Consider the following 15,484-nt stretch of genomic DNA (forward strand, 5'->3'; position numbering starts at 1 on the left):
CCGCAGCGGAGCCCAGACGCCATGACCCGAGCCCCCGCCCGCCCCCGGCCGGCCGCCGACCGCGGCGGACCCGGCCGCGGCCGGCTGTTCCCGCCCACCCTGCTGCTCGGCCTGGCCGGGGTGGCCGCGCTCATCGCGGCCAGCCTGCTGACCGGCCAGTACGACGTCCTCGGCGCCGCGGACGGCGCCGAGATGTTCGCCATCACCCGGGTGCCGCGCACCATCGCCCTGGTGCTGGCGGGGGCCACCATGGCGATGACCGGGCTGGTGATGCAGCTCATCACGCAGAACCGCTTCGTGGAGCCGACCACCACCGGCACCACCGAATGGGCCGGCCTCGGCCTGCTGGCGACGATGATCCTCGCGCCCGCGGCGCCGATCTGGGTGAAGATGGCGGTGGCCATCGCCGCCGCCTTCGCCGGCACCATGATCTTCTTCGCCTTCCTGCGCACCGTCACCCTGCGCTCCTCGGTGATCGTGCCCATCGTGGGCATGATGCTCGGCGCCGTGGTCGGCGGGGTGTCCACCTTCCTGGCGCTGCGCGCCAACCTGCTGCAGTCCATGGGCATCTGGTTCGCCGGCTCCTTCACCTCGGTGCTGCGCGGCCAGTACGAGCCGCTGTGGCTGACCCTGGCCATCCTGGTGGCGGTGTTCCTCACCGCCGACCGGTTCACCGTCGCCGGGCTCGGCGAGGACGTGGCGGTGAACGTGGGCCTGAACTACCGGGCGGTGGTGCTGCTCGGCACCGGGCTGGTCGCGGTGGCCGCCGGGGCGGTGACGGTGGTGGTCGGCAACCTGCCCTTCCTGGGGCTCATCGTGCCCAACCTGGTCTCCCTGGTGCGCGGCGACGACCTGCGCGCCAACCTGCCCTGGGTGTGCCTGGCCGGGATCGCCGTCGTCATCGTCTGCGATCTCATCGGGCGCACCATCATCGCCCCCTTCGAGGTGCCGGTGTCGCTGATCCTCGCCGTGGTCGGCGCCGCGGTGTTCATCACCCTGCTGCTGCGCACCCGGGAGCCGGCCGGATGAGCGCCCCGGCCGCCCCGGCCCGGCGCTCCAGCGGGCCGCTGCCCACCGCCGCCGCCCGCCGGCGCTACCTCGCCGTGGTCCTCGTGCTCGCGGCGCTCGCCGCCGCCGCCGGATTCGGCATCCTCGCCTGGGACAACCCGATGCCCGCGGGCAGCCGCGGCTGGCGGATCATCGCCGGCATGCGCGCCGCCGACCTGGCGGTGATCGCCCTGGTCGCCTTCTGCCAGGCCACCGCCACGGTGGCCTTCCAGACGGTGACCCGCAACCGGATCCTCACCCCCTCCATCATGGGCTTCGAGTCGCTCTACGTGCTGGTGCAGACCGCAGCGGTATTCGCCCTCGGCGCCGCCGGGGCCACCGCGGTGCGCGGCAGCTGGCAGTTCCTCGGCCAGGTGGCGCTGATGGTGGGCTTCGCCGCGCTGCTCTACGGCTGGCTGCTCACCGGCGCCCGCGGCGACATCCAGGTGATGCTGCTGGTCGGCATCATCCTCGGCGCCGGACTCGGTGCCACCGCCACCTTCCTGCAGCGGCTGCTCACCCCGAGCGACTTCGACGTGCTCACCGCCCGGCTCATCGGGTCGCTGGCCAACGCCGACATCGCCCATCTGCCGCTGTCCGCGGCCCTGGCCGGCGCTGCCGGGATGGCGCTCTACGCCCGCTCCCGGCGGCTCAACGCGCTCGCCCTGGGCGCCCCGGTGGCGGTGAACCTGGGCCTGCGCGAGCGCCGGGAGACCATCATCGTGCTGCTGCTGGTCTCGGTGCTGATGGCGGTGTCCACCGCCCTGGTCGGGCCGATGACCTTCCTCGGCTTCCTGGTGGCGATGCTCGCCTACCAGCTCGCCGACACCCACGACCACCGGCTGGTGCTGCCGGTGGCCTGGCTCACCGGCCTCACCGTGCTCGCCGGGGCGTACTTCCTGCTCCGGCACGTCTTCTACGCCGAGGGCTCGGTGGGCATCATCATCGAGGTGGTCGGCGGCACCGCCTTCCTCCTCCACGTCATGCGAAAGGGGCGGCTGTGATCACGCTCGAGGGAGTGCGCCGGGACTACACCGAGGAGGTCCGGATCGGGCCGGTGGATCTGGAGATCCCGGCCGGCGGGGTGACCGCCCTGGTGGGCCCCAACGGCGCCGGCAAATCCACCCTGCTCACCATGATCGGCCGGCTGATGGGCGCCGACGCCGGGGTGATCGAGGTCGCCGGGATGGACGTCGCCGAGGCGGACTCCCGGGACCTGGCGCGGGTGCTGGCCATCCTGCGCCAGGAGAACCACTTCATCACCCGGCTCACCGTCCGCCAGCTCGTCGGCTTCGGCCGCTTCCCGCACAGCCGGGGCCGGCTCACCGCCGCCGACGAGGAGCGGGTGAGCGAGGCGATCGACTTCCTGGGCCTGACCGAGCTGGAGGGCCGCTACCTCGACGAGCTCTCCGGGGGCCAGCGGCAGCGCGCCTACGTGGCCATGGTGCTCGCCCAGGACACCGACTACCTGCTGCTCGACGAGCCGCTGAACAACCTGGACATGCGGCACAGCGCGCAGATGATGCGGCATCTCGCCCGGGTGGTCCGGGAGCTGGGCCGCACCGTGGTGGCGGTGCTGCACGACATCAACTTCGCCGCCCGGCACGCCGACCGGATCCTGGCGGTCAAGGACGGCCGGGTCGCCGCCTTCGGGCCCACCGCGGAGATCATGGACGCCGGGCTGCTCACCGCGGTGTTCGACACCGAGGTGCGGATCATCGACGGCCCGGACGGGCCGCTGGCGGTGTACTACTGACCCCGCGGCGGCGGGGGAGCGGTTAGCCGCCGAGCCGGGTGACGCCCTCCGGGGGCAGGCCCGCGACATGGGCCAGCACATGGGCGAAGGCCTCCACATGGGGGCCCAGATCCTCCTCCACCGCGGTCCAGGAGGAGCGCAGCTCCAGCTGGAAGGCCTGCGGGGGCCCGGAGATGTCGCCGTGGCGCACCGAATTCGTCGAGGTCACCGTGCCGCCCAGGTTGGAGTAGCCGGCGCCGGCCTCGGCGAGGCCCTCCAGCAGCCACTGCCAGGCCACCTGGGGCAGCAGCGGATCCCCGGCGACGTCGGGGTCCATGTCCGCCTGGATGTAGGCCACCAGGCGCATGGTGCCCTCCCAGGTCTCCTCGGTGCGCGGATCGTGGAGCAGGATGAGCCGGCCGAAGGCGTCGTCCCCGGAGGTCTCCGGGATCACCTCCGGTTCGGGGCGCACCACCTCCAGGCCCACGGCATGCGAGAACGGGGCGAGCCTGCGCGGCGGCCGGATCTCGCCGAGGGAGATTTCGGGCCGCAGCCGCACGTCGTGCATCGACGCCACGGCATCGCGGAAGGCCTGCGGGGCGGAGTCGTTCTCGGTCACGATCGCCGAAGATAGCCGCCGCCGGGCCCGGCCCGGTGAAGGCGCGCCGGGGCCGGCACCCGGGCGCGGGCCGCCGCGGCGATGGGGCATGATTAGGCGCATGACGAATCGCCGTGTGCTCACCGACGCCCCGCTCCTCGACGCCGCCGCCGGCCGCACCCCCTCCCGGCGCCCGGTGTGGTTCATGCGCCAGGCGGGCCGCTCCCTGCCCGAGTACCGGGAGATCCGCGCGAACATCGGGATGCTGGAGTCCTGCTTCCGCCCGGATCTGCTCGCCGAGATCACCATGCAGCCGGTGCGCCGGCATGACGTCGACGCCGCGATCCTCTTCTCCGATATCGTGGTGCCGCTCAAGGCCGCCGGGGTGGACCTGGACATCGTGCCCGGCCGCGGCCCGGTGGTGGCGCACCCGGTGCGCACCGCCGCGGACATCGACGCGCTGCCCGGCTTCGACCCCGACCAGGTCGCCGCGGTGGTCGAGGGCATCGGCGCCATCCTCGGCGAGCTCACCGACCGGCAGGCGCTGATCGGCTTCGCCGGGGCGCCGTTCACCCTGGCCTCCTACCTCATCGAGGGCGGGCCCAGCCGCAACCATGAGCGCACCAAGGCCCTGATGCACTCCGAGCCGGCGCTGTGGGACCGGCTGATGAGCCGGATCGACCCGCTCATCACCGGCTTCCTGCGCGCCCAGATCGACGCCGGGGTGGACGCGGTGCAACTGTTCGACTCCTGGGCGGGCTTCCTCACCGAACGCGACTACCGCCGGCATGTGCTGCCGCACTCGGCCCGGATCCTCGGCGCCATCGCCGACGCCGGGGTGCCCCGGATCCATTTCGGGGTGGGCACCGGGGAGCTGCTCGGCGCGATGGCCGCCGCCGGCACCGAGGTCGTCGGCGTGGACTGGCGGATGCCGCTGGACATCGCCGCCCGCCGGATCTCCGCGGCGCTGCAGGACGACGATCCCGCCGACGGCCGCGGCGACTCCGCCCGGGCGCTGCAGGGCAACCTGGACCCGGCGATCCTCTTCGCCGGGGAGTCCGCGGTGCAGGCCGAGGTGCGCCGGATCCTCGCCGAGGCGGACCGGGCGATCGACCGCGGCGACGCCCGCGGGCACATCTTCAACCTCGGCCACGGGGTGCTGCCGGACACCGACGCCGACGCCATCACGCGTACCGTCGACTTCGTGCACGCCCAGCCCCCGGCGCCGCGCTAGCCGGCGCCCGCCGCGGGCCGGCGCGCCCGCCCCACCCGCCCGGCGGACCCCGGCCGATCCCGGCGCCCGCCGCCTACCTGGAGGAAGCCCATGCAGGAACCGTCCACCGTCATCGTCCTCGGCGCCGGGGTGACCGGGCTGGCCGCCGCGCACCGGCTGCGCGAACGGCTCGGCGCGGGCGCCCGGATCATCGTCGCCGATCCCGCGGGCCGGGTGGGCGGCAAACTGCGCACCGTCGACTCCGGCGCCGGCCCGGTGGAGGTCGGCGCGGAGGCGTACCTGGCCTTCCGCGCCGACGCCACCGCCTTCTTCGAGTCCCTGGGCCTCGGCGGGGAGCTGGTCACCCCCTCGGGCCTGCCCTCGGCGCTCTACGTGGACGGGGCGCTGCGCGCCATGCCCCGCAACACCGTGATGGGGGTGCCCGCCACCGCCGAGGACATCGCCGACCTGGTCTCCGCCGGTTGCGCGGAGCGGATCCGGGCCGAGGCCGCCGTGGAGGAGGTCGCCCCGATGCACTGGGTGCCCGGGGACGACTGCAACCTCGGCCAGCTGGTCGCCGCCCGGCTCGGCCAGGAGGTCGCCGACCACGTGGTCTCCCCGCTGCTCGGCGGGGTGTACTCCACCCTCGCCGATGACCTGGGGGTGCGCGCCACGGTGCCGCAGCTCGCCGGCGCCCTCGACGATCTGGCCCGCGCCGGGGAGCCGGTGACCCTCACCGGTGCGGCCAAGGCGGTGCTCGAGGCCCGCCGGGCGAAATCGGAGCCCCATGTGGCCTCCACCGCCCCGAAGAAGCCCGCCCCGGTGTTCCGCACCTTCGCCGGCGGCTTCCGGCTGCTGCTGGACGCCCTGGTGCGCGAATCGGCCGCGGAGCTGCGGCTGGGCGTGGAGCCGGGCCCGGTCGCCCGGGCCGACGGCGGCTACGAGGTGCCCGGGGTGGGCCGGGCCGATGCGGTGGTGTTCGCCGCCCCCGCCCCGGCCACCGGCCGGCTGCTGGCGGGGCTCGCCCCCGATGCCGCGGAGATCATCGCCGGGGTGGACCTGGCCAGCTCCGCGGTGGTGGCGCTGCGCTTCGACACCGACGCCGGGCTGCCGGAGAACTCCGGGATCCTGGTCGCCGCGGACGCCGGCCTGGACGCGAAGGCCTTCACCTTCTCCTCCCGGAAGTGGCCGCATCTCGGCGAGCGCGGCGGGGCGCTGATCCGGGCCAGCTTCGGCCGCTTCGACGACGACTCCCTGGTGCACGAGGACGATGATCGCCTGGTGGAGCTGGCGCTGCGGGATCTGCGCCGGGTCACCGGCTTCACCGCGGAGCCGGTGGAGACCATGGTGCAGCGCTGGTGGGGCGGGCTGCCCCGCTACGGGGTGGGCCACACCGAGCTGATGGACGTCGCGGACGCGGCATTGGCCGATCCGGCGCTGGCCGGGGTGGCCGCCGCCGGGGCCTGGCACCGGGGCCCGGGCATCCCGGCCTGCCTCGCCGACGGCCGCCGCGCCGCCGACGAGGTCGCCGAGGCGGTCCTCGCGCGGCGTTAGAGGGTACCCTCAACCGGGTACGCGGATTCGCCGCCCCGGCATCCGCAGCAGGCACGACCGAGGAGAGATCCCACGATGGCGAAGCTCGACTTCGACAAGCTCAACAAAATCACCCGCTACGCGATGTTCACCGCCTACAAGGTGACCCCCGGCGCCCTCGGCGCCGACCGCGCCGAGGCGGTCGCCGAGGCGCGCGCCTTCCTCGACTCCTACGCTGAGGAGGACCTGGAGATCCGCGGCGTCTACGACATCTCCGGGCTGCGCGCCGAGGCGGACATCCTGTTCTGGGTGCACGCCGAGCGGATCGAGGATCTGCAGGAGTTCTACAAGCGCTTCCAGCGGGAGACCGCCCTGGGCCGGGCCGCCGCCCCGTACTGGTCGAACGCCTGCCTGCACCGCCCGGCGGAGTTCAACAAGTCCCATCTGCCCAGCTTCATCATGGGCGAGGAGCCCGGCGACTACATCGCCGTGTACCCCTTCGTGCGCTCCTACGACTGGTACCTGATGGACGCCAAGGACCGCCGCCGGATCCTCGCCGAGCACGGCGCCGCCGGCCGGGACTACCCGGACGTGCGCGCCAACACGGTGCCGTCCTTCGCCCTCGGCGACTACGAGTGGATCCTCGCCTTCGAGGGCCCGGACCTGGGCCGCATCGTGGAGCTGATGTGGAAGATGCGCTACACCGAGGCCCGGCTGCACGTGCGCGAGGAGATCCCCTTCTTCACCGGCCGCCGGGTCGCCGACATCGGCGAGCTGGTCGAGACCCTGCCCTGATCCACCCGATCGGGCGTCCGGCGCAGGGCCCGCCGGCCCCGGGGTCGCCCCCGGGGCCGGCGGGCCCCGCGCATGCCCGGGTCAGCGCGCGGCGCCGCCCGGATCGTCCTGCCCGGGGGCGGGGACGAAGTCCAGGCACACCGAGTTGATGCAGTAGCGCAGATCGGTGGGCGTGCCGAAGCCCTCCCCGGCGAAGACGTGCCCGAGATGGCCGTCGCAGCGGGCGCAGCGCACCTCGGTGCGCACCATGCCCAGGGAGGCGTCGCGGCGGGTGACCACCGCCCCGGAGTCCGCCGGGTCGAAGAACGCCGGCCAGCCGCAGCCGGCGTCGAACTTCGCCTCCGCGCGGAACAGCTCCGCCCCGCAGCCCCGGCAGCGGTACACCCCGGGCTCGTCGCGGTCGGTGTGCTCCCCGGTGAAGGGCGGTTCGGTGCCGCCGCGGCGCAGCACCCGGTAGCTCGCCGCGTCGAGGCGGCGGCGCCATTCGGCGTCGTCCAGCGCGCGGAGGTCCTCCGGGCCCTCAGCCACGGCGACCACCCCCGGGGGTCAGCCCCGGCAGCAGCGGCCGGCCCGCGGCGAGGTCCTCGATGGTCCACTTCACCGCGCAGCCGGTGATCGCCGCCGCGATCAGGATCCAGCCGATGGTGCCGCGGCCGACCTCGAACCAGTAGGAGCCCAGTGGCCAGGCGTTGGTGGCGAAGGAGTCGTACCAGACGCAGAGCACCAGGCCGGCCACCGCCGGCCAGGCGGTCATCGGGGAGCGGGCCGGCTCCCCCAGGGCGTCGACCGCCCCGGTCAGCGGCCCGGCGACCGTGGCCACCAGCGGGAACAGCAGCATCGTGTAGTACATCTGGCCCAGCGAGCCGAGCAGGAACACCCCGGTGAGCAGCAGCGCCGCGGTGGCGGCGGACCACATCCGGGGGTCCCGGTCCATCCAGCGCAGCAGCAGCGCCACGCCGAGGACCACGATGGCGGCGATCACCGCCTGCCACAGCGCCAGCCACCGCGGGGAGGCGCCGAAGAAGACGAACTGGCCGGCCAGGGAGACGTTGGCGTAGTCGCGGACCTGGCCCAGATAGGGCACGGTGAGCGTGAAGTACTCGCCGGGGGCGCGCATCAGCGGCCAGGCGGCGAGGTTGGCGACCACCGGCACCGCCACCCCGGCGGCCACCGCGGCGAAGCGGCGGCGGGCGAAGGGCAGGAAGAGCAGCGGCGCCACCACCGGCTTCACCGTGATCGCCAGGCCCAGGATGAGGCCGGCGGCGATGCCCCGGCCCCGGCCGAGCAGCATCAGGAAGGCCACCTCGGCGAGCAGCAGCAGCCCGTTGACGTTGGTGAAGGCCACCGTGTTGGTAACCGTCTCGGTGAGGAAGGCCGCCCCGATCGCCGCCGGGGTGAGCCAGGAGCGCGCCGGCACGCCCACCCAGCGCAGCAGCAGCAGGATCGCGGCGATGATGGCGCCGACCTGCAGCCACAGGAAGAGGGTGCGGGATGCGTCGACCTCATCGGTCCAGCCGAGCAGCGGGGTCAGCACGAGGGTGCCGCCGGGGGAGTAGAGGTAGTGCGGCAGCACCGACTGGTAGTCCTGCCGGTAGACGAAGTCGCCCTCGACGAAGCGGCGCACCGCAGAGAACACGGTGGTGAAGTCGTCGGTGGTGGAGGTGTCCGCGGCGTGGAACACGGCGCGCTGGAGGATCGCGATGATCGCCAGCGGCCACGCCAGCGTGGCCAGGATCCGGTTGACGCGGCCGGCGGCGGCGCCCGGGGGCGCCGGGGCCGCCGGGGGCGGGGGCTCGATGGCGGTGCGGGTGGGGCTCACCCCGCCGAGGCTACCCGGCCCGGCGCCGTCCGTAGCGGAGGAAAACATGCGAGTCGGAGGCGGCGAGCCCGGTGCGCGTGAAGCGCCGGGGCGCCGACTCGGCCGCGCCGAGCAGGCTCGGCCCGGATCCCGCGGTGACCGGGGCGATGGTGAGGAAGAGCTCGTCGACGGCGTCGGCGGCGAGGAAGGCGGCGTACAACGAGGGGCCGCCCTCGAGCAGCACCCGGCGCAGCCCCCGGGCGGCGAGGGCCGCGATGAGCTGGCCCGGTGCCGTGCCGGGCAGCTCCAGCACCTCCGCGCCGGCCGCGGTGAGCCGGGCGCGCCGGCGCCGCCACCGCGGTGCGGCCCCGTCCCCGGCGGCGGGGGCGGTGGTGAGCAGCAGCGGGGCGGCCTGGCCGGGGCCGGGCCGGAAGAGCCGGGCGGCGGGATCGGGGGAGAGGGAGCCGGTGACCACCGCCACCGGGATGGCCGCCGGGCCGTAGTCCTCGGCGGCGACGGTGCCGGCGGTGACCAGGATGGCGTCGGCGCCCTCCCGCAGACCGGCGAGCAGCGCCCGGTCCGCCGGATCGCCCAGCGCCCCGGAGACCCCGTCGAGGGCGGCCCGGCCGTCCAGGGAGCAGATGCCCACCGCGGTGACCGTGCCGGGGGCCCGGGCCCCGATGAACCCGGCGAGGTCGCCCCCGCCGCCGTCGATCCGGCCGTACCAGTCCATCGCGCGCTCCTCGCCCGGGGCCCGAGGCGCCGGGAGCCTCCCGGCCCGGCCCCGCGGGCCCCAGATTACCCCCGGGGCACCCCCGTTTTCCCGGGCCGTCCCGGGCCGCCGGGGATTCCGGACCCATCCGGGCGGAAACCGGGCACGGTCGGGCCCTGGTCAGGGCCTATATGTGCGGGGACCCTAATCCTAAAAGGCCAGGACACGCAATTATCGTAACGTCGAACATGCTTGCCGTTTTTGAAAGGCGCGCTCTATCCTCGAGGCATGCGACTCAACGACACACTCGAAAAGGCCTTCAACGACCAGATCACGATGGAGCTCACCGCCTCCGCCGTGTACCGCCAGCTCGCCATCGAGCTCGACCAGATGGACCTCACCGGGATGGCCGCGTGGATGCGCGCCCAGGCCGAGGAGGAGATCGAGCACGCCGAGAAGTTCATCGAGCACCTCGACTCCCGCGACAACCGCGCCCAGATCGGCACCGTCGAGAAGCCCGAGGTGAAGATCTCCGCGGCCATCGACGCCTTCCGCCTCGCCCTCGAGCATGAGCAGAAGGTCTCCGCCTCCATCCGCGCGCTGCGCAAGCTCGCCGACGACGAGGGCGACGTCGACTCCCGCCCGCTGCTCGACGAGTTCCTCGTGGAGCAGATCGAGGAGGAGGACACCGTCCGCACCATCATCGGCCGCCTCACCATCGTCGGCGACGAGGGCTCCGGCCTGCTGCGCATCGACGACCAGCTCGGCCACCGCTGAACCAGGTGACCCGGGGGCTGCCCGCCCCCGCCCACCCGGGGCCGCACGGCCCCGGATGCAGGACCCCCACGGCCCCACCCGGCCGCGGGATCCCCGCAGGATGAGTCGGATGAATCAGGCCCCGACGCCCGGCGACGAGCTCGCCGGATGACACCAGCCCCGGTCGAAGGCCGGCGCCGGACCCCCACCCAGGGTCCGCCGCCGGCTTTCGCCGCGTCCGCGCCCCGCCGCCCCGCCACCCGGGGCGGCGCGGCGCCGTCGGCCCCCGGTGCGCCCACCGGGCGCCGGCGTGCTCCGTGGCCGCCCGCGGACCCGCGGCCGGCCGCCGGGGGAGGGCCCCGCCGCAGGCCCGGCGGGACCATGCGAAAACCGCCGCCCCCGGGGGGGGGGCGGCGGCTTCCGGTGGAGCGGATGACGGGACTCGAACCCGCGACCCTCACCTTGGCAAGGTGATGCGCTACCAACTGCGCTACATCCGCAAGTCCCCGGGCGAAAGACCCGGGTACTCGTGCGCGATACTGGGATTGAACCAGTGACCTCTTCCGTGTCAGGGAAGCGCTCTCCCGCTGAGCTAATCGCGCGGGACAGTACCTGCGTACTTCGAGGTGGAAACGGGAATCGAACCCGTGTGCACGGTTTTGCAGACCGTTGCCTAACCACTCGGCCATTCCACCGTGGCGTGCTCCGCCTCGTGATTCCCCAAGAGATATACCAGACGGCGGATGCCCCGGGAAATCCGAGCGGATGACGGGACTCGAACCCGCGACCCTCACCTTGGCAAGGTGATGCGCTACCAACTGCGCTACATCCGCATCGCACCGTGGTCGGCGCGGGCCTGCCGTGCCGCTCGCGGTGCGTGAAGAACAATAGCGGCATTCGATCCGCGGGCACAAATCCCCAGGTGGGGCGGTGCGTCACCGCGTCTCCCACCCCGGCGGGCCTCCGCCGGGAGCGCCCCGGCGGCCCGGTTCCCCGGTGCCGGCCCGCACCCCCGGGGCGGCGCCGGCCGTCGCGGCACGTCCCCGGGGATCGGGTCGAAACGGCCGCTGAGCACCGGGTTTTCCCGGCGGCGCGGTCCTGTGCTAACTTATCCCCCAGCGCCGGGGAAGCCCGGAGCCGAAGCTCCATAGCTCAGTGGGAGAGCGTTCCGTTCACACCGGAAAGGTCGCTGGTTCAATCCCAGCTGGAGCTACCGAGGACGAGACCCGTCCGGCAGCCGCCGGGCGGGTTTCGCCGATCCCGGGGCCCCGCGGGGCCCCGGCCGGGAACTTTCCGGCCCCGCGGCCCGACTACTCGGAGACCGCCGGAAACCCCGGCGGCGCCGCCCCCGCCCGCGCGGGTGGCCGTACGATGGTGCGGTACCCGCCGTCCGCCGAGGGAGGAGCACGATGATCGACTCGCCGATCCGCCGGGGGCGCATGCTCGCCGGCGGTCTCGCCGCCGCGGCGCTGCTGGCCGCCTCGGCCACCCCGGCCGCCGCGCACGACTCCGTCATCGACGCCGACCCCCCGATGGGCGGCACGGTCGAGGAGTTCCCCCGGGAGATCACGCTGACCTTCTCCGGGGAGCCCAAGCTGAACTTCAACACCGTCGCGGTCAGCGACACCGGCACCGGCGAGGTGCTCTTCACCGCGGAACCGGAGCTGGACGGTCGCTACGTCACCGTCGCGGTGCCGGACGATGTCCGGCCCGGCGACGGCGACTACATGGTCGGCTTCCAGATCACCTCCTCGGACGGGCACTCCACCCGGGGCAAGGTGACCTTCAGCGTCGGCGACCCCGCGGCGGCCCAGGCGCCGGCCGCGGGCGAGGCCGGCAACGGCCGGGACGCACTGCCCGGCTGGGCCATCGGCGCGGGCGTCGCACTGGCGGTCCTCGTCGGCGGTGTCATCGCCGGCGTCTCCGTCATCACCCGCCGCAGCCGGCGGGACGGGTGACGGTCGGTTTCGGCTATGCAGTGGAAGGACACATGAGCAGCACATTCCCCCGCCGCAGGTTCCTCACCGGCATCGGGGTCGGCGCCGGGGCATCCGCCCTGGCCGCCACCGCCGCCACCCCGGCGGCCGCGGGCTCCCGCCAACCGGCGGAGCGGTCCGCCGAGGACACCCCCGTCGCCCGGGAGATCGTCCCCTTCGACGGCCCGCACCAGGCCGGCATCGACACCCAGTCGCAGGCCGTGGCCTGGGTCATCGCCTTCGACGTGAAGGAGGGCGCCGGCCGGGAGCAGATGCGCCGGCTGATGCGCACCTGGACCGAGGACGCCCGCCGGATGAGCCGGGGCGAGCCCTCGATCACCGAGCTGGAGCCGGAGATGGTGGCCAAGCCCGCCAACCTCAGCTTCACGGTCGGCTTCGGCGAGGGCTTCTTCGACGCCATCGATCGCCGGGACCAGAAGCCGGACTGGCTGGGCCCGCTGCCCGCGTACTCCCGGGACCGGCTGGAGGAGCGCTGGTGCGGCGGGGACGTCATGCTGCAGGTGTGCTGCGATGATCCGATGACCCTCTCGCACGCCACCCGGTACATGATCCGCAACGCCGGGACCTACCTGGACCTGCGCTGGATCCAGGACGGCTTCCTCAACGCCAACGGCACCCGGGCGCCGGGGGAGACCCCGCGCAACCGCTTCGGCCAGCTCGACGGCACCGTCAACCCGCGCACCGAGGAGGAGTTCGATGAGATCGTCTGGATCGACTCCGGCCCCGAGTGGCTGCGCGGCGGCACTTCCATGGTGATCCGGCGGATCGACATGCTCATCGACCTGTGGGAGCTGCTCGACCGCAAGGGCCGCGAGGAGGTCGTCGGCCGCACCCTGGACACCGGCGCCCCGCTGGGCAAGGAGAAGGAGCACGACCCGGCCGATCTGGAGCTGCGCGACGAGTTCGGTCTGCCCGTGGTCGACCCGAAGAGCCACATGGCCCGCTCCATGCCCGCCGACGGCAAACCCGGCCTGCAGATCCGCCGCCGGGTCTACCAGTACGATCACCCGCCGCAGCCCGGCTCCGCGGAGTCCGAGGACACCGGGTTGATGTTCATATGCTTCCAGAAGGATCCGCTCGAGCAGTTCGATCCCATCCAGCGCAGGCTGGACGAGGAGGACCGGCTCAACGAGTGGATCGTGCATATCGGCTCCGCCGTGTTCGCCATCCCGGGGGGAACCCGGGAGGACGAGTACTGGGCGCAGTCGCTGCTGGAGGGCTGATCCCGCGCGGGTTCAGCAGCCCCGACCATCCGATAACCGGATATCCCACCCGACGCGCCCGACGCGCCCGGCCCGCCGCAGGCGGCCGGGCGGGCAGGCGCCACCCGAAAGGAACCCCCATGTCACTGCACCGCCGCACCCGCATCCTGGCCGCCGCCGGCGCCGCCGCCGCGCTGGCCCTGGCCGGCTGCTCCACCGACGACGGCGCCGATGACGCCACCGGCGCCACCGAGGCCACCACCGCCACCGCCACCTCCGCCGGTGAGTCCGAGGAGGCCGCCGCCGGGGTCACCCTGGAGGACGGCTACATCAAGGAGAAGCCGGCCGACAAGCCGATGACCGCCATCTTCGGCACCCTGGTCAACAACACCGACGCCGATGTGGAGATCACCGGCTTCCGGGTCGAGGGCCTCGCCGAGGGCACCGTCTTCGAGCAGCACGAGGTCGCCGACGGCGTGATGCGCAAGATCGACGGCGGGCACACGATCCCCGCCGGCGGCTCCCATGAGCTCGTCCCCGGCGGCGATCACCTCATGATCATGAACAATGACGAGGCCCTGGAGCCCGGTGCCGAGTACACCGTCGTCATCGAGCTCTCCGACGGCTCCGAGCTCACCATCGACCTGCCGGTGCGCGTGCAGCCCTCCGGCGAGGAGAACTACGGCGACATCGAGGGCCACGAGGGCTACGAGGAGGGCATGGACCACGGTGACATCGACCATGGCGACATGGACCACGGGGACATGGAGCACGACGGGGACAAGTAACCCCCGCCGCCCCCGGCCAGCGCAGGACCGCCGGCGCCCGCACGGGCCCGGCGGTCCCCGCTATCTTGGTGGGGGTCCGCGGCGATCGCGGCCGGGCAGGAGGGACGGAGCATGATCCTGGACAGGCGGGGCTTCCTCGCCGGGCTGGGCCTGGTGCCCGGCTCCGCGCTGCTGAACTGGCCCACCCCGGAGGAGCCGGAGCCGGTACCGGAGCTGCAGGCGGCCACCGTCGCCTTCGACGGGCCGCACCAGGCCGGGGTGGCCACCCCCCGGCAGTCCCTGGCCCGGCTGCTCGCCCTCGACCTCGTCGACGGCGCCGACCGGCCGGCGCTGCGCCGGATGCTGGCCCTGCTCACCGACGACGCCCGCCGGCTCACCGCCGGGGAGCCGGTGCCCGGGGATCTCGCCGCGGAACTGGGCCGGGCCCCGGCGAACCTCACCGTCACCCTGGGCCTGGGCCCGGGCTTCCTGGAGGCCGCCGGCCGGGCCGGGCAGCGCCCGGCGTGGCTGGCCCCGCTGCCGGAGTACCCCGGCGACCGGATCGACCCGGCCCGCTCCGGCGGGGATCTGCTGCTGCAGCTGTGCGCCGATGACCCGATGACCCTGGCGCACGCCACCCGGCTGCTGCTGCGCGACGCCACCGCCGCCCGGCTGCGCTGGTCCGCCGACGGAGCCATCCCGGACGCCCGGGGCCGGGCCGCCGGGGAGCACCCGCGCGGGCACAGCGGGCATCTGCTGGGGGTGGGCAACCCGCGCGGGGAGGAGGAGCTGGACCGGCTGGTGTGGATCGACTCCGGCCCGGACTGGCTGCGCGGCGGCACCGCCATGGTGGTGCGCCGGATCGAGCTGGACCTGCCCGCCTGGTCCCGGCTGGACCGCCCGGCCCGGGAGCGGGCGGTGGGCCGCCGGCTCGCCGACGGGGCCCCGCCGGAGACCGGGGTCTCCCCGCTGGCGCACGTCGCCCGGGCGGCGGCGCCCCGGCAGGACCCGGGCCGGCGGCTGCTGCGGCGCAGCTACCCCTTCGAGGAGCTCATCGCCGCCGACCCGGCCGCCGGGCCGGGGGTGGCCGGGCCGGAGCGGGCGGGGCTGCTCTTCATCGCCTTCCAGCGCGATCCGCTGGCCCAGTTCGATCCGATCCGGCGCCGGCTGGGCCGGGCGGATCTCTTCGGCGGCTACGCCACCGCCACCACCTCCGCGGTGTTCGCGGTGCCCCGGGGCACCCGGCCGGGGGAGGACTGGGCCGCGGATCTGCTCGCCGACTAGCGGGCCGGGCCTCGCCGCCGCCCGGGCGCGCGCGGGCACCGGGTAAG

Annotated in this window: 15 protein-coding genes and 5 tRNA genes; 12 read left to right on the plus strand and 8 right to left on the minus strand. The window is 74.2% G+C overall.

Features of this window, described 5'->3' with window-relative positions:
* Positions 1 to 21 precede the first annotated feature (21 nt).
* The 3 genes from CSPHI_RS05770 to CSPHI_RS05780 are packed head-to-tail and all read left to right on the plus strand — an operon-like array spanning position 22 to position 2,803.
* A complete protein-coding gene (locus CSPHI_RS05770) occupies positions 22 to 1,029 on the plus strand; it encodes an ABC transporter permease (RefSeq protein ID WP_075691901.1) in 1,008 nt (335 codons plus the stop codon).
* Positions 1,026 to 2,051, plus strand: a complete 1,026-nt coding sequence (locus tag CSPHI_RS05775) for an iron chelate uptake ABC transporter family permease subunit (protein ID WP_075691902.1) — start codon at positions 1,026 to 1,028, stop codon at positions 2,049 to 2,051. Before CSPHI_RS05770 ends, CSPHI_RS05775 begins: the two co-directional genes overlap by 4 nt.
* Positions 2,048 to 2,803: an iron ABC transporter ATP-binding protein gene (locus CSPHI_RS05780; RefSeq protein WP_075691903.1), complete on the plus strand. Its 756-nt coding sequence runs from the start codon at positions 2,048 to 2,050 to the stop codon at positions 2,801 to 2,803. The genes CSPHI_RS05775 and CSPHI_RS05780 overlap by 4 nt, the downstream gene beginning before the upstream one ends.
* 22 nt (positions 2,804 to 2,825) lie before the next feature.
* Here CSPHI_RS05780 and CSPHI_RS05785 read toward each other — a convergent pair whose 3' ends face one another.
* The gene (locus CSPHI_RS05785) at positions 2,826 to 3,491 is read right to left on the minus strand and encodes a DUF3000 domain-containing protein (RefSeq protein ID WP_084210277.1); all 666 of its coding nucleotides are present in this window, start codon (positions 3,489 to 3,491) and stop codon (positions 2,826 to 2,828) included.
* Between CSPHI_RS05785 and hemE the strand changes: the two genes are divergently transcribed.
* From hemE to hemQ, 3 genes are all read left to right on the plus strand, one after another.
* Entirely contained in the window at positions 3,490 to 4,614 is a 1,125-nt protein-coding gene (gene hemE / locus CSPHI_RS05790; protein ID WP_075691904.1) for a uroporphyrinogen decarboxylase, read from the plus strand. The two genes, CSPHI_RS05785 and hemE, sit on opposite strands and share 2 nt — an antisense overlap.
* 90 nt (positions 4,615 to 4,704) lie before the next feature.
* Positions 4,705 to 6,147, plus strand: coding sequence for a protoporphyrinogen oxidase (hemG, locus tag CSPHI_RS05795; protein ID WP_075691905.1), 1,443 nt, complete (start codon positions 4,705 to 4,707; stop codon positions 6,145 to 6,147).
* Positions 6,148 to 6,222: 75 nt separating this feature from the next.
* Positions 6,223 to 6,921 (plus strand): hydrogen peroxide-dependent heme synthase, encoded by a 699-nt coding sequence (hemQ, locus tag CSPHI_RS05800; RefSeq protein WP_075691906.1) that lies wholly within the window; start codon positions 6,223 to 6,225, stop codon positions 6,919 to 6,921.
* Positions 6,922 to 7,002: 81 nt separating this feature from the next.
* Here the strand turns inward: hemQ and msrB are convergent, their stop codons facing one another.
* Genes msrB through CSPHI_RS05815 form a run of 3 tightly spaced genes read right to left on the minus strand, consistent with a single transcriptional unit; the run spans position 7,003 to position 9,452 of the window.
* Positions 7,003 to 7,449, minus strand: a complete 447-nt coding sequence (gene msrB / locus CSPHI_RS05805) for a peptide-methionine (R)-S-oxide reductase MsrB (RefSeq protein ID WP_245803359.1) — start codon at positions 7,447 to 7,449, stop codon at positions 7,003 to 7,005.
* Entirely contained in the window at positions 7,442 to 8,740 is a 1,299-nt protein-coding gene (locus tag CSPHI_RS05810) for a glycosyltransferase family 87 protein (RefSeq protein ID WP_075691908.1), read from the minus strand. Before CSPHI_RS05810 ends, msrB begins: the two co-directional genes overlap by 8 nt.
* A 10-nt stretch (positions 8,741 to 8,750) precedes the next feature.
* Positions 8,751 to 9,452 carry a dihydrofolate reductase family protein gene (locus CSPHI_RS05815; RefSeq protein WP_075691909.1) on the minus strand — a complete coding sequence of 234 codons (702 nt, stop codon included), beginning with the start codon at positions 9,450 to 9,452 and terminating at the stop codon, positions 8,751 to 8,753.
* A 267-nt stretch (positions 9,453 to 9,719) separates the two neighbouring features.
* Here CSPHI_RS05815 and CSPHI_RS05820 point away from each other — a divergent pair, with 267 nt between their 5' ends.
* Positions 9,720 to 10,208 carry a ferritin gene (locus CSPHI_RS05820; protein WP_075691910.1) on the plus strand — a complete coding sequence of 163 codons (489 nt, stop codon included), beginning with the start codon at positions 9,720 to 9,722 and terminating at the stop codon, positions 10,206 to 10,208.
* A 403-nt stretch (positions 10,209 to 10,611) separates the two neighbouring features.
* Here CSPHI_RS05820 and CSPHI_RS05825 read toward each other — a convergent pair.
* From CSPHI_RS05825 to CSPHI_RS05840, 4 genes are all read right to left on the minus strand, one after another.
* A tRNA-Gly gene (locus CSPHI_RS05825) sits at positions 10,612 to 10,687 on the minus strand.
* Between the two features lie 30 nt (positions 10,688 to 10,717).
* Positions 10,718 to 10,789 (minus strand) — tRNA-Val (locus CSPHI_RS05830).
* Between the two features lie 22 nt (positions 10,790 to 10,811).
* Positions 10,812 to 10,882 (minus strand) — tRNA-Cys (locus CSPHI_RS05835).
* A gap of 65 nt (positions 10,883 to 10,947) precedes the next feature.
* Positions 10,948 to 11,020 (minus strand) — tRNA-Gly (locus CSPHI_RS05840).
* Positions 11,021 to 11,328: 308 nt separating this feature from the next.
* Here CSPHI_RS05840 and CSPHI_RS05845 point away from each other — a divergent pair.
* The 5 genes from CSPHI_RS05845 to CSPHI_RS05865 all read left to right on the plus strand — a co-directional run bounded on the left by CSPHI_RS05845 (position 11,329) and on the right by CSPHI_RS05865 (position 15,437).
* Positions 11,329 to 11,400 (plus strand) — tRNA-Val (locus CSPHI_RS05845).
* 196 nt (positions 11,401 to 11,596) lie between these two features.
* Complete coding sequence (locus CSPHI_RS05850; RefSeq protein WP_075691911.1) at positions 11,597 to 12,145, plus strand: copper resistance CopC family protein; 549 nt, start codon at positions 11,597 to 11,599, stop codon at positions 12,143 to 12,145.
* A gap of 32 nt (positions 12,146 to 12,177) precedes the next feature.
* Entirely contained in the window at positions 12,178 to 13,407 is a 1,230-nt protein-coding gene (locus CSPHI_RS05855; RefSeq protein ID WP_075691912.1) for a Dyp-type peroxidase, read from the plus strand.
* Between the two features lie 119 nt (positions 13,408 to 13,526).
* A complete protein-coding gene (locus tag CSPHI_RS05860; protein ID WP_075691913.1) occupies positions 13,527 to 14,174 on the plus strand; it encodes a copper chaperone PCu(A)C in 648 nt (215 codons plus the stop codon).
* Positions 14,175 to 14,285: 111 nt separating this feature from the next.
* Positions 14,286 to 15,437: a Dyp-type peroxidase gene (locus CSPHI_RS05865; protein ID WP_075691914.1), complete on the plus strand. Its 1,152-nt coding sequence runs from the start codon at positions 14,286 to 14,288 to the stop codon at positions 15,435 to 15,437.
* Positions 15,438 to 15,484: the final 47 nt, after the last annotated feature.

This window comes from Corynebacterium sphenisci DSM 44792, assembly GCF_001941505.1.
Classification (GTDB): Bacteria; Actinomycetota; Actinomycetes; order Mycobacteriales; family Mycobacteriaceae; genus Corynebacterium; species Corynebacterium sphenisci.